The organism is Luteolibacter luteus (assembly GCF_012913485.1).
In the GTDB taxonomy this organism is placed as follows: domain Bacteria; phylum Verrucomicrobiota; class Verrucomicrobiia; order Verrucomicrobiales; family Akkermansiaceae; genus Haloferula; species Haloferula lutea.
In genome coordinates this window covers 6106130-6119498 of the sequence record NZ_CP051774.1, presented here as the reverse complement: position 1 = coordinate 6119498, position 13369 = coordinate 6106130, and the positions used below count along the sequence as shown (strand labels likewise).

The following is a 13369-nucleotide window of genomic DNA, read 5'->3' as shown; positions in this document are numbered from 1 at the left end:
AAAACCCGCAGGGCCCGCGGGATAAGATTGCCGGGTCATGGTGAATCTCCATTCTCCGGGCCGATGTCACCCTCCTACATCTTCCGGAACGCGGTCGTGATCCTGTGGTCCCTATGCGGCTTGGCCAAGCCTGCGGCGGCGGCGATCCAAACGGACTTCACTTATCCGGGCGGCGGGGATGTCCCCTTTTTCGGCCACCATGTGACGGTGCTTCCAAATGGCAATCTCGTGGTCGTGGCCGCGCAGTTCACCGAGCCGGGTGGACCGCTGGCAGCCGGTGCGGTCTTTCTCTTCACCCCGGGCGGCCGGATGATCAGCCAGTTGAAGGGGAGCTATGCCTTCGACGCCATTGGCAACGGCGGCGTGAAGATACTGGCAAATGGGAACTATGTGATCATGAGCCCTTTCTGGAACTCCAATGGTGCCGACAAAGGTGCGGTGACCTGGGGTGACAAGGATACCGGAGTAAGCGGAACCATCTCGCCCAGCAACTCCCTGCTCGGCACAGGGGGCGGACTGAATGACCAGACGTATGGGACGCAAGTCGTCGCCTTGGCGAACGGCAACTACGTCGTGGTCTCTCCCGATGCAAATGTTGGCGGTTGGGAAAGGGCGGGAGCTGTCACATGGGGCAGCGGCGACACGGGCGTGAGCGGTATTATCTCCACTACGATCTCCCTGACTGGAAGCAGCGTGGGCGAAGGTGTGGGCTCGGGTGGGGTGTATCCACTGACCAATGGCAACTATGTAACCTGCACGTGGAATTCCTTCAATGCATCGGGCAAGCGCACCGGTGCGGTCACCTGGGGAAATGGAACCACCGGTATCACGGGTGTGGTATCCTCCAGCAATTCGCTGATGGGGACCAAGGACGGGGAGATGGTCGGGGCTTATAACTGGACACCGGGAGTGTATGCCCTGAGCAATGGCAACTATGTGGTGAGAACCCCGAACTGGGGTCCGAACTACGAGGGTGCTGTGACCTGGGCCAATGGCGAGACGGGCCTGATCGGCACGGTATCCGCCGCGAACTCCATGACCGGTAGACAGGCGGAGTCCTTCGTGGGTGACGTCGGCGTGACGCCTCTCAAGAACGGGAACTACGTGATCAGTAGCGCGAGGGTGGATCACGGTGCGATTCTCAACGCCGGTGCGGTCACCTGGTGCCAAGGTTCAAGTCCCAGCGTGGGGACCGTTTCGGCGGACAACTCCCTGGTCGGCACGTATAACAACGACAACGTGGGCTCCGGCGCGGCGGGAGCAAACGGGGTCTTTGCCTTGGCGAATGGCCACTATGTCGTCGGAAGCGTCTCGGTGCAAACGGACGCCGGTGTAAGCTGTGGTGCGGTCACTTGGGGAAATGGTACAACAGGAACCACCGGCGAAGTTTCCGCAGCAAACTCGCTGCTGGGCAAGGTGGGCGACCTCATCAGCCTCGGCGGCATCACCGCGCTCACGAATGGCAATTATGTGGTGTGCAGTCCGTATTGGTATAGCAACGGCATCTACGGATGCGGAGCGGCAACGTGGTGCGATGGCAGCGGTCCGGTGACAGGGTCCGTGAATGCCGCGAACTCGCTGGTGGGAACCCATCTGGCCCAATACGTGGGTGCCAAGGCCATCGCCTTGGCAAACGGCAATTATGTGGTCTGTAGCCCGCAGTGGGAAAGCCCCGGCGGTCCGGAAGATCAAGGAGCCGCCAGTTGGGGGAATGGCTCAAGCGGGACGGTGGGTATCGTGGGACCGGAGAACTCACTGGTCGGATCTTCCGCCAGCGACAAGGTGGGCGAGACGGTCGTGCCGCTGAGCAATGGGAACTACGTGGCGGTGGCAAGCTTCTGGGATCGGGGCGTCGTGACTGATGCCGGCGCGGTGACATGGGGGAATGGAACAACAGGAACAAGCGGCGTGGTATCCGCGGCGAACTCGCTGGTGGGTGCCACCGCCAATGATAGGATCGGCAGCACGCGCTACTTGTCCGGTACCTATGTTCCGAAGGTCTTCCCGACTTCGGATGGTCACTATCTGGTGGGCTCCCAGTATTTTCAATCGGCGGCTCCCTATCCCGGTGCGGTAACCCTCGGCAACGGCATCAATGGAACCAGCGGCGAGATCGATGCGAGCAACAGCGTGATCGGGGATCTCACCACCCTGAGCCTGGCCCAGGCGATGGCCTATGACCCGGACCGCAGGCAGCTCGCGGTGGGGCAGCGAATGGCGAACAAAGTGGCCCTCTTTTCCTATGGGGTACCGGAAGGCAGTTCGATCGTCTTGCAAGAGACGGGGACGCCGGCGGTTTATTTCAAGGGCACGGCACGGCAGACCTACCTCCTGCAACGAAGCTCCGACATGACAAATTGGAACTGGCAACGCGAGGTAGATGCCAGCGGGGCGGGCGCGGTATTTTTTCAGGATGAGGATCCCCCGACAGGCCGCGCTTTCTATCGCTTGATCGATCCTTAAGACAAATCCGTAGCGCGGTGGCGGTTCCTACTATCGGGAGATGAGACGCGGAAAGGCCATCCTGCTCTTCGGACTCATGACGCTGGCGCTGCTCGGCTATGCGGGATGGTGCGCGCGTTTCTTCCTGATGAAGCCGGGGGTTAACTTCGACCCTGCGGTGCCGCAGGAAGCGCGACAGGCCGTCTTGGCATGGTGTGATTCCCCGGACGCACCGGGTGCCGAGCTATTTGCTTGGAATGTCTATCTGGAGCGCTTGCAGAACCCTTGGAAGAAGGGCCCCTCGCCGGTTCTGGTGCGGATGATTCAAGTCGGCCCCACCCAGGGCATTTACGTCCGCCACAAGTCGAGGCCGGCGGTGGGTTGGGAGTTTGCGAATGCCGATGGAAAGTGGATCCTGCTGAACGAAGTCGGGGAGTTTAACATCATGCAAAGGGAAAAGGACTATTTCCTGCGCCGGGAGCAGGAGGACCGTGAGATTCTCTTGCGGGCGCCGCAGATGCCGAACCAATGGTCCACCGACTTTTGATCGATGCTCCCGGCTCCTGAACCACGCGATGCGCCGACCTTGGTGCGGCTTTTCACCGACCCGAAAGTACGACGCTATCTGGGCGGACCGCTTTCCCAAGAGGCTGCGGAAGTCCGGGTGGCGGGCCTGATCGAAGGAGCAGGAGCAGGAGCAGGAGCAGGAGTGATCCGGGAGGATGGCGAAGCGGTCGGCCTGATCTGGCTTTCGCCCCATCACGGTAGTGATGATATGGAACTTTCCTTCGTCCTGCTGCGGGAGTGGCAGGGGAAGGGCGTGGCTTTCCGCGCATGCACCGAAGCGCTGCGCTTCGCCTTTGATCAGCTGGGCTTGGAGCGTGTGGTGTCGGAAACCCAGGTAGCGAACAAAAGATCGATCGCCCTGTTAGAGAGGTTGGGCATGAACGAGGACCGGCGCTTGGAGCGATTCGGTGAGGCGCAGGTGATTTATGCGATCCGTGCCGGCGGTTAGTTCTCCCGGAGTTCGACGCGGAAGAAGCGCATTGGATCGTTGGGCGGAATGACGAGCTCGATCTCGCCGCCGGGGGCGGGCAGGCCCTGATTGCCGGGGACGTTCCAAGGTGTCCAAGCCTGCATATCCTGCGAGGCATCGATGCGGTAGGATCGGTTCACGGGCACCGGGAAGCTTAGCTTGATGCCGGCGGGATCAGCGGTGACGAGTGGACGCAGCCCGCTGGCGGCGTTGTGGGGATTGGTCCCCGCCAGGTATTCGTCCTGATTGGTGATGCCATCGCCATCCGGATCGGCGGTAGGAGCGCCGGCGGGATCATTGTCCGGCTCGAAATTGGTGATGCGCCAGTCCTCATAAACCACGCGCTCGTCCAACTCGCCATTGATCCACTCCGTCAGCAGGGCCACGCTCGCGGTATCGATCACATTGCTGCTGATCGGGGGCATGCGGGTGAAGCCATTGGTCACGGCCACGCGATTCAACGCTACGGAGTGCGTGGTGTCTCCGGGGACCACCAGCTTGTTCGCGGGATTTCCTCCGTTGTTGGTGGCTTCGCCATTGATCAGGCCCGTCTGAGTCAAGGTGAGTTCCGGGCGGCCATCCCATGACGCCGGGGCAGTGCCGCCGATCTTGTGACAGTAGGAGCAATTCACCGCGATGTAGGATCGCACGCGTGCTTCCACCGAATAGTCATCCTCATCCGCGCGGAGGTGCCGCGGCAGCAGGTTCGGAGAGCCCGGCTCATTCGAGAGATAACCTTGGGTCCTGAGCGTCGTGAGCTGATTGCCGGAGAAGCCGAGGATATCGTTCGCGAGATTGAGCTGGCGCGTATTGAAGGAAAGCGCGTGGCCCGCTTGGGACGTGTGGCAGATCATGCACTCCGCGCGGCTGGGAATATGCCAAGTCTGCGGGACGGGGGTCCCATTGCTGGTGACGTCCAATGTGAAATCCTCGCCGCTGTCCCCGACCAAGGTGGCCTCGGTGCCGGCTTCATTCCAGCGGTAGCTCACGCCATAGGCACCCCCGGCGTTTTTCACGATCAGGCGGGTCTCGATCCGCTTCTTGCTCGCGGGTACGCCCCGCTCCATCTCCATGTCGAAGTGCTTCACCCAGATGGTGCCGGTAGGAAGGGTCCACAGCCCGTCTTTCGACCAGGTGAACTGCGAGGTGCCATTCGGGATGGTGAACCAGCGGCTCTTCACCGCGTGATCGCTCCAGAAGGGCAGGTTCACATTGTAAGGAGTCACACCCGGCGAGGGAGAGAGATCGGTGAGATCGGCAAAGAGACCGGTGGAACTCAGGGTCTGAGGATAGCTGCTGTCATCCGTGGTGGCAGTGAGACGGCGGATGATGCCATCCCCGATATCCGCAATCAGAATATCCTGGTTCGAGGGATCGTATCCGAAGCCGGAGATCCCGCCTTCGCCAGCGAGGCGCTGGATGCCTTCGCCATCGAGATTCAATGCCCAGACATTCCCGGAGCCATAGTCGGCGAAGATGTATTTCCCGGTCAGGGCTGCGATGCGGGTGCCACGATAGACGCGGCCGCCGGTCACGGAGTAGCCGTCGAAGCCCGGATTATTACGAGGGTACTCGTAGATCGGCTTGCTGTGGTAGAGCGTGTCGAAATTTGCGGGAGCGGATCCGGACTTGGCCCCGTTGTGTTCTCCCTCGCGGTAGGCCCAGCCGTAGTTGCCTCCACGGCGGATCACGTCCACCTCTTCCCAAGCGCCCTGGCCTACATCGGCACACCAGAGATCACCGGTGGCGGGATCGAAGCCCATGCGCCAGGGGTTCCGCAGGCCGGTGGCCCAGAACTCGCGGCGCACCGTGGTCTGACTCACATTCGCGCCATTGTATTTTCCGTCCCAGCTTCCCCCGAGCGAGGTGTGGACGAAGGGATTGTCGATGGGGATGGAGAAACGTGCGACCCCGCTATCGAGCGGGATGGATGCGTGGGCGGTCGGTGCGACGTTTCCAGGCTTCTTATCCACATCGATGCGGAGAATCCCGGAGAAGAGGTCCTTGTTGATCGTTTGGCTGTTGTTCAGCGCGTCGTTGCCGCTGCCTTCGTCTCCCACGGAGATGTAGAGATAGCCGTCATTGGGGCCGAAGTGCATGTCCCCGCCATTGTGATTGGTTTCGTCGTCGAGTTGTTCGATGAGGATCTGCTCCGAGGCGGTATCGGCGGCGTTCGGATTTCCCGCTTGGGCGGTGAAGCGGCTGACACGCTGGAAGCGGTTCCCGCCAGTCTTGCTCACGGTGTAGAAGACGTAGAACTGGCGGTTGCTCGCATACTGCGGATGGAAGGCGATGCTGAGCAGGCCGGATTCTCCGCCGGAGTCGGGGAAGAAATCCTCATTCGCGCGGTTGTTCACCAGCGTCGCGAGATCGAGGAAGACGCTGGACGTCGGTGAGGCGGCGGTGACATTCGGCACCAGCCTCACGACTCCGGGCTTCTCGCAGATGAAGAGCCGCTGGGTCTCGCCCGGTGGCGTGGCGATGCTGAGCGGCTGATTGAAGGTGAGGCTGCCCAGCGCGTTGTTCAGCGCATAGGCGGTGGGAGGCGGGGTGGACGGGACATTGAGGCCGGGCGAAGGGATTTTCAGCGCCGAAGAGAAGGTCACGGTCACCGTGCCGGTGCTGGATTGTCCGGTGCTATTCGAGACACGGTAGACGAAGCTGTCATTCGCCGGAGTGCCCGTGGTGTGGGTGTAGAGGACCGTCCCATCGGGCATGGCAGTTGCGGTGCCGGAGGCCGGCTGCTGGTCGATGGCCAAGGTGGCCCGGGAGACTTCGCCGACATCGTTCGCCAAGACCCTGACGCGAGCCTTTGCATTGTGCCGCATGGTCGCCGCGTCCGGCTGGGTGACGGGAGCGGGAAAGGCGCCATCGGGACCGGCGCTGGTGTTCGCAGTGATCTGGGCAGGAGAAAGCGCGTAGTCGTAGATGCGGACGTCGTTGTAGGAAATGTTCGAATTACTGTCGTTGCTCCACATCGAGCGGCCGAGCCAGTTGTTCACGTCCTCGACCTGGTTCAGCTTGAAGTTCGTGTCGAGGAAACCGGCCTGGACGCCATTGCGATACCAGGTGAGACGGCCGCCGGTACCGGGATTCGCGCCGACTCCGGATTGGAAAGTGATGACGTAGTGGTACTGGGTATTGAGCGTGGTCGCGATGCCGGTCTGGCTCTGGATCTCGCCGCCGCCATCAAGCCGTGCGGTGAGTTGCTGGGTGTTGATATCGCCGCCGCGCTGGACAGCGAGCATCAGGTTATCGCTGGAATTCGTGCCGCCCGGGGCAACGCTGGACGGCGTGAGTTCACCCGCCGCGCCATTCCCGGAGATGTTCATGCGGCCGAAGTCGAAGAGCCGCTGCCAATTTTTTCCGGAATGAATGGTGGCCCAGATCTCGAGGGTGAGATTCGTCTTCGAAGAGACGATGCCATTCGGCAGGTCGAGGTAAGCGGAGATCGCATTGGCAGCGTTGTCACCGCCGCTGGTGCCCGGCAGGGTCAGGGCGGTGCCGGTGCGGGTGGCGCCATTGCCAACGATCTGTCCGGGAGCACCGGTGATGACGTCCGGGATGATGGTGAGATGGGAGAGAGAGCCAGCGGGCGTATCGTTGAATTTCCAACGATGGGTGACGGATTGGGCATCGGCGACGCCACACAGCACGGCGAGAAGGAGGAGAGATTTCCGGCTCATGGGTGCGCAACATAGTCGGAATCTCAGGTAAGGCAAAATACTTGGCGTTACATATTGAGGGTGGAGATGAGGGAGTCTGGTTTAGCGGGAAAATGCGCGGAGACGGGAAGGGGAAGAGTGCCTGTTATGCCTGCTAAAAGGAGGAAATTTAACAGGCGGCAGAGTCGGACCAAGTCCTCGCGGTGCGCGGTGCGGAGGACGGAACTTTGATTCACGGCGGCCATGATAAGGAGAAGTCGCCGCGATGGGGAGAAATGGCAGAGGTCCCCGGCGAAGCGGGGGGCTTTAGCCCTCCCTTACCTCGACGCGGAAGAAGCACATGGCATCGGGAGATGGGAGCCGCACGCCGGAAAGCAATCTCCCGCGAAAGACCGGACATCCGGAGCCCGCTCCGCGTCAGGGAGCTTTAATATTCAAGGCGGTTCGGAACCTTCGTCCACTCGGAGGCGGGCTTGAGAGGCCAGCCGGGGGTGGAGGGGGTCCAGACCCGCTTGTCGGCATGGCGCTTCAGCCATGCGGCCCACCAGCTGAATGAGCTGTTTGCCACGATGGCATGACGACAGGCCATCATCAGGCGGAAATCGCGCAGTTCATCGCTGTTCTCCGACGACTGGAAGGTCACCGGCGCGCCTTGGAAATCGAGATACTGCCTTGCCCACTCCAGGTCGTCCCCGAAGACGTGGAACTGGCAGCTTCCCAGGGTGGAAAGCGCGGATGCGATACTAGAGTCGTAGTAGCCGGATCCCAGCCGCGGGCTGTAGCGATCCCGGCGGATATGAAGGAACACGGAAGAACTCGAAGCCAGCTCCGCCTCCAGATCCTTGTCGGGACCGTCTTCAAAGGCCGGCAGCTTCAACTCGGTGCGGATGGTGGCAGCACGCTCTGCGAAGAATTTCTCACTCTGCCAGTAGCCATTCAGGCGCACCACCTGACGGTTCGAGATGAAGCCGGTGAGCTGTGTCTCGTCCTTGTCCTGGTCTTCGGCGAGGTAGGATTTCCATGGATTCGGCAGCACCTTGTTCATCGAGCGGATGAACTTGTGATGCGAGCCCTTCGGGTCGCCCAGTTGCCAACGCTTCGGCGCGAGGGTCCCGGAGATGGGAAAGAGGTCGAGCTTGTAGCCGCGGCCGTAGCCATCGCGGGTGAAGCCGGAGACGTGGTCGATGAGGAGCTCCCGGTTCGTCCGCATCGCGTAGGCACGGGCAGCCGCATAGGCGAAGAGCTGGTTGCCCAGCCCGCCTTTGATCATGGCAACGGCGATACGTTTCACTGCTTCTTCGACGGAAGGGATTGGAATTTCGCGAGCGACTTGCGGAGGTATGCGGCATCTTCCGGATTCCGCGCCTCATACTCGTCGAGCTGCGCTTTCACCTTCGCCACCCGCGCCTCCACGCCGTCCGGCAGGAGCAGTTCGCCGTAATCCCCGCGACCCTGCAAGCGCTCAAGCATGCGATCACCCGTCTCCGGCAGAACGTGAAAGAGATCCACCCAACCGGCGGGGTGGCCTTTTTTCTGTCCGGCCGGGGGCATCGGAGGGGTGTTGAGGGGATGTCCATCGAGGAAATCCCACACTTCCACGGGTGGTGCGGCGGGATCCGCGGCGTTTGCGCGGGCCGCCAGATCCGCCAGGGCGCGGCGGTCTTCGAGGAAATAGGGGTCGGGATCGCCGAGTTCGCGGAAGGCCAATTGGAAGAGCCCGTGGTTCGGGGTGAAGAAGATGACCAGACGCACGCCCTTCTGACGGCAACGGGCGACAATCTCTTCAAGCATGGCGATCTTTTCCGCGTCCACCTTCCCCTGGGCGGTGTGCTGCTTCGCCATTCGATAGATGGTGGAGAAGTAGAGCAACTGGCCATCCGGATATTCCGGTTCCCGGCGGAATCCCTCCGGCGTGTGCTCGGCCAGGGTGCCGCGCAGCATCCGGCTGGTGGCGGCGAGCGATGAGGAAAGAGTGGAAATACCCGCGTGGTCCCGCAGGCGCTGCTCCAAGGTCGCCGGGCCACCGGCCAAGGGCGAGATATCGAAATCTGCCTGCTTCTTCTTCGCCACCGGCGTGGTGAGGTCCGTGGCATCGATCGCGAGGACGATCAGCTTCGGATTCTGGTGATCGAGGAAGTAGCGGCACATTGCCTCGTTCTCCGCCAGCAGGCCGGCATTCAGGCCGAAGTTCCCGCACTTCATCCCATCGAAGGCAGGGTGCTTCGGATTCAGGCCGATATCGACGCGGGAAGAACCGAAGAGCCCGGCATCCCATGCCGAGGAACTGGCGAGGCCCGCCTTGCAGGTGCGGTTCCAGTTTTGCTCGATCGCGCGGTAGGGCTCCATCTTCTGAGAGCTCAATGGCGAGGGGATCACGCGCCATGGATTCGCCCATGAATTGAAACCCAATGCGAGCCCTGCCACGGCCACCATGAGGACGAGGAAGAAGCACTGGTAGCGGCGGAGCTGTCGCACGGCGAATGGGTTAGAACTGGAAGTAGATGAACTCGCTCACCTTGTCGAACTGCATGCCGATCACCACGATGAAGACGATGGTGAGCAGGGCGAAGAGCGGGGTGGGGCGCCACTGGTACCAGCGGTAGCGGGTGCGTTCCGGATAAGGCGCACCGGGCACACGCAGGGCGGGCTTGTAGCGGGCGAAAATCTGCTGGGTATTCGGGAAAATCCAGCAGGCGATGAGTGCCAGCGCGACGTGGACGCTCGAGACGCTGGCCACCACCCGGGTCGCCTTGTCCGGCAAGCCGCCGAATCCATTCATCCCGAACATCGAGGCAAGCATGCGGCCCGCACCTTCGAAATTATGGGCCCGGAAGAAGACCCAGCCGATCACCACGGCCACGAAGGTCAGCAGCACTGCCAGCGGCGCCGGCAGGGGCGCGCGACCGGTGCGCTTCCGAAATCCCGCCCAAGCGTGATTCACACAAAGATAGGTCCCGTGCAGGGCACCCCACATGATAAAGGTCCAGCCCGCACCATGCCAGAGACCGCCGAGCAGCATGGTGAGGAAGAGATTCACATAGCGGCGCGAGGGCCCCTTCCGATTGCCGCCAAGCGGGATATAGAGATATTCCCGGAGGAAGCGCGAAAGGGTCATGTGCCAGCGCCGCCAGAACTCGATCACCGAGACCGCCTTGTAGGGCGAGTGGAAATTCAGCGGGAAGCGGATGCCGAACATGCGGGCCGAGCCGATGGCCATGTCCGAGTAACCGGAGAAATCGAAGTAAAGCTGGAGCGTGTATGCCAGCGCCCCGATCCATGCTTCCGCCATGGTCGGCATGCGCCCATCCCCCGCGACCAGGGCGAAGACCGGATTCGCGATGGGGGCGAGGTTATCCGCGATGACCACCTTCTTGAACATCCCGGCGATGAAGATCTCCATGCCGACCGGGAAGTCCCGGTGCCAGCCATGGTTCTTCTTCGCGAACTGCGGCATCATTTCCCGGTGATGGATCAGCGGGCCCGCGATGAGGTGCGGGAAGAAGGTCACGAAGAGCAGGTAGTCCGTGAAGTGATACTCCTCGGTGAGGCCCTTCCATGCATCGACGAGGTAGGCGATCTGCAGGAAGGTGAAGAAGGAGATGGCCAGCGGCAGCGTGATCTTCGCCAGATCCCCGGGCCAACCTGTTAGATCGGTGGCGATGCCCGCGAGGAAGCCTGCGTACTTGTAGTAGCCGAGCAGGATGAGATTCGCCGCGATGGAGAGGGCCAGCAGCAGCTTGCCCTGGCCGGTGAACTTCAGGCGCGAGAGCGAGCGCCCGAGAAAGTAGTTCGCCGCGCAGGACCCGAGGATGAGGCCGAGATACTTCGGGCTCCACGGTTCCTCGGGATTCGGATTCCAGACGCCGTAGTAGACCAGCGACATCACCACCAGCCAGCCGAGCCCGAGCCGGAAGGGTGCCTTTCGCAAGGCCAGAAAGCCGATCAGGGTGATCGGCAGGAAGACCAGCAGGAAGGTGTAGGAATTGAAAAGCATCCGATCCGTCGGGCGAGGCTGTCCTTAGTCAGGATCGCCAAAGATGTCCGTCTCAATCACGCGGAAGCTTTCCAGAAGCTCCGGTGTCAGCCTGTTGGCCGCTCTCGCGGCAACGCGGGAGCGTTCGAGCGCGGCACGAAGCTCGTCGAGTTCCTCCGGGGAGCTCGATTGAAGGGTGGCCACCAGGGATTCAAGGATCTCCCCATCGGCATCCGCACGCTCGTCCTCATCAGGAGCGAGGCTGAGATAGAGGATCGATTCGATGGCTGCGTCCGCCAGAGCTTTCATGAGGAATGTCGGATGGGTCGGAACTCGACTTCGGATCCTCATGGGATCTGCAGGACGCCCGCTTTCTGGAGCTCGGACAAGGCAAGCGGCATCAGGCGCTGGGAAAGGTGGGTGCCATCATGGAAGAGGGCGCGGTCGGCTTTCTCCTGCGGCGGATGATACATCCCGGCGATCGACAGGAAGGGGATCCCGGATTCCTCACAATGCTCGCGGAGGCGCGCGATGTAGGCGTAAGTGATGTCCCGGCGCATTTCCCATGAGCCGATGAAAGGGAAGGTGGGACTGGAGAGCTTCTCATCCTTCGGGATGATCTGCGGAGGACCCCAGATGATCGGGAGGAATCCGAGAGCGGCGATTTCCTGCGGGAGCTTCACGAACTTCGCGGCGGTCTTCTCCACGACGTCATCGATATTCGCGCCGCCCTTCACGGCCTTCGCCATGTGGATGCGGCAATCGATTTCGCCGAAGCTCATGATGATCTTCGAGCCGGGCTTGATGTCCTTCTTTAGCAGGATGTCGATCTTCTCCCGCGAACGAGTGGAGGATCCGAGATCCCCCGCTTTCCATGCCGTGGCCGGGCCTACGTGAAAGACACGGAAACAGGGCAGCAGATCGAGGCCCCGATTGATCCAATGCGGCCTCCAGAAAGCACTGCGGCGGTAACGGATGAAGCGCAGGCGCTCCGCTCCGGCAAAGAACATCGTATTGCTATCGCCCAGACATGGGATCGGCTCGATCGGTCCCTTCAGCTCGCGACCGAGGTGAGCGGAGAGCAGCTTGTAGCGGCGCTCGTCGCAAGGCGTGGTGGTGGTACGCGGCTTGCGGGTGATCAGCGCATCGAGATCATCGGCCAAGGCATTGACCTCGGCCAGGATCGGCGCAGGCAGTTCGGGAATCACGCTCGGTCTCGTTTAGTGCGTGATGGTCCATTCGGGAGCCAGCCAGCCATCCGGGGTTTGCTTGCCGATCAGCACGAGGTCGGTATGCACGCGTTCGGCATTGCCATGGAGTTTCGGCAGATCATCGAAGCTGGTCACCCGCTTCAGGGTCTTCGCCTTGATGCCGCTGACCCGATAGGTATTGAAGCGCTGCTGCAGCCAGGAAAGGTATTCTTCCGGAGATTGCCCGGCCCAGCGGATGTACTGAGCATCGAACTCGATGAAGCCCACCGAGCGGGACACGGAAGCGAGGGTCTCGACAAAGCCCCGGAGCGCCTTGCTCTCGTAACCCTCGATGTCCATCTTGAAGAGCAGGGTCTTTCCGCGTGCTTCATCGAGCGGCACGATCGAATCGATGGTGCGGGCGGGGAGCTTGAATTCGAGCGTCTGCGGGCGGGTGTTCATTTCCTTCACCGCGGAGGAGGAACCGCTCCAGTCCGGATTCACGAAGAAAGGAATGTCGTCCGCGGATTGATCCGAGACCAAGCAATTGGTAATCGTCATGCGCAGGCCGGCGGGGTGCTCAGCCTTGCTCTTCTCGAGGTGCGGGATCAGACGGGGATTCGCCTCGAAGCCGTAAAAGACAGCATTCTCCGCGTAGTCGGTGCCGAAGAGGCACTCGCCGTAGTTCAGGCCCACGTCCACGATCAGGTCGGGCTGGAGGTGGCGGTTGAAATCGCGCCAGAAGATGAGGTTATCGGAAACTTTCCCGCGCAGCGGCTCCTCGACCACCTTCTTGCGGGCGCAGGGGTCATAGGCATCGATGTAGATCCAATGGTCGCTGCCATGGAGCTTCGCCCGCTCCGGATGCAAAGTTCCGTAGCGGATCAGCGTAAGGGGCTTGAGATAAGCGCGTTTGAAGGCTTTTTCAAAACGCTTGTAGGGGCTGACTTTCATGGGCGGCGCGCCCCGATCATGGGCGGCCCCGGCGAGGGGGGCAAGCGGGGAGAACGGGTATGTGAAAGATGGTGCAGGGATGATCCGGGGCTATTGACAAGGAGGGAAT

At 61.6% G+C, this 13369-nt stretch carries 10 protein-coding genes; 3 read left to right on the top strand and 7 right to left on the bottom strand.

What is annotated here, in order from left to right; all coding sequences use genetic code 11:
- Positions 1-63: 63 nt before the first annotated feature.
- From HHL09_RS25165 to HHL09_RS25155, 3 genes are read left to right on the top strand one after another with little or no spacing between them, the layout of a single operon-like run.
- Complete coding sequence (locus HHL09_RS25165; RefSeq protein WP_169457414.1) at positions 64-2463, top strand: hypothetical protein; 2400 nt, start codon at positions 64-66, stop codon at positions 2461-2463.
- 40 nt (positions 2464-2503) lie between these two features.
- Positions 2504-2989: a hypothetical protein gene (locus tag HHL09_RS25160; RefSeq protein ID WP_169457413.1), complete on the top strand. Its 486-nt coding sequence runs from the start codon at positions 2504-2506 to the stop codon at positions 2987-2989.
- A gap of 3 nt (positions 2990-2992) precedes the next feature.
- On the top strand, positions 2993-3457 hold the full coding sequence (locus HHL09_RS25155) for a GNAT family N-acetyltransferase (RefSeq protein ID WP_169457412.1): 465 nt from the start codon (positions 2993-2995) through the stop codon (positions 3455-3457).
- Here the strand turns inward: HHL09_RS25155 and HHL09_RS25150 are convergent.
- The 7 genes from HHL09_RS25150 to HHL09_RS25120 form a co-directional block, all read right to left on the bottom strand.
- Positions 3454-7164 carry a PQQ-dependent sugar dehydrogenase gene (locus HHL09_RS25150; protein WP_169457411.1) on the bottom strand — a complete coding sequence of 1237 codons (3711 nt, stop codon included), beginning with the start codon at positions 7162-7164 and terminating at the stop codon, positions 3454-3456. The genes HHL09_RS25155 and HHL09_RS25150 overlap by 4 nt on opposite strands.
- 406 nt (positions 7165-7570) lie before the next feature.
- Positions 7571-8434, bottom strand: coding sequence for an alpha-1,2-fucosyltransferase (locus HHL09_RS25145; protein WP_169457410.1), 864 nt, complete (start codon positions 8432-8434; stop codon positions 7571-7573).
- Entirely contained in the window at positions 8431-9618 is a 1188-nt protein-coding gene (locus tag HHL09_RS25140; protein ID WP_169457409.1) for a hypothetical protein, read from the bottom strand. The genes HHL09_RS25145 and HHL09_RS25140 overlap by 4 nt, the downstream gene beginning before the upstream one ends.
- 10 nt (positions 9619-9628) lie before the next feature.
- A complete protein-coding gene (locus tag HHL09_RS25135) occupies positions 9629-11137 on the bottom strand; it encodes an MBOAT family O-acyltransferase (protein ID WP_169457408.1) in 1509 nt (502 codons plus the stop codon).
- 24 nt (positions 11138-11161) lie between these two features.
- Complete coding sequence (locus HHL09_RS25130) at positions 11162-11425, bottom strand: hypothetical protein (protein WP_169457407.1); 264 nt, start codon at positions 11423-11425, stop codon at positions 11162-11164.
- A gap of 38 nt (positions 11426-11463) precedes the next feature.
- Positions 11464-12324 carry an SGNH/GDSL hydrolase family protein gene (locus HHL09_RS25125; RefSeq protein WP_169457406.1) on the bottom strand — a complete coding sequence of 287 codons (861 nt, stop codon included), beginning with the start codon at positions 12322-12324 and terminating at the stop codon, positions 11464-11466.
- Positions 12325-12336: 12 nt separating this feature from the next.
- Positions 12337-13260 carry an FkbM family methyltransferase gene (locus tag HHL09_RS25120; protein ID WP_169457405.1) on the bottom strand — a complete coding sequence of 308 codons (924 nt, stop codon included), beginning with the start codon at positions 13258-13260 and terminating at the stop codon, positions 12337-12339.
- Between the last annotated feature and the right edge of the window lie 109 nt (positions 13261-13369).